Here is a 309-nt window from a genome sequence, read left to right on the forward strand (position 1 = left end):
GCGGATGAGAATGATCCGTCGTATGAGGGGGTGTCGGTGACTAAGGGTGAGTCGGTGACGTCTGAGTCGCCGAAGAACTCTGACGGTTCGGAGGTTCCGTCTGGTTCAGAGTTCTCGATCCCGGCGGACTTCAAGGCTCCTGAGGGTACGACGGTGTCGGTGGACAAGACCACCGGCAAGGTGACTGTGAAGACGAGTGACGGTACTCCTGTGGGTGAGATCAAGGTGCCGGTGACGGTGACTTACCCGGACAAGACCACGGACTCGACCTCGGTGACGGTTACCGTCAAGGACGCTGCGCCCCAGCCG

General features: G+C 60.5%; 1 protein-coding gene. It reads left to right on the top strand.

Going from position 1 to position 309, the window contains the following annotated elements; all coding sequences use genetic code 11:
- Positions 1-309, top strand: a 309-nt coding sequence (locus CYJ26_RS10530) for a Rib/alpha-like domain-containing protein (protein ID WP_180950901.1), incomplete at both ends; no start/stop codon positions are given.

The sequence above is a fragment of the Actinomyces urogenitalis genome, assembly GCF_002861525.1.
In the GTDB taxonomy this organism is placed as follows: domain Bacteria; phylum Actinomycetota; class Actinomycetes; order Actinomycetales; family Actinomycetaceae; genus Actinomyces; species Actinomyces urogenitalis.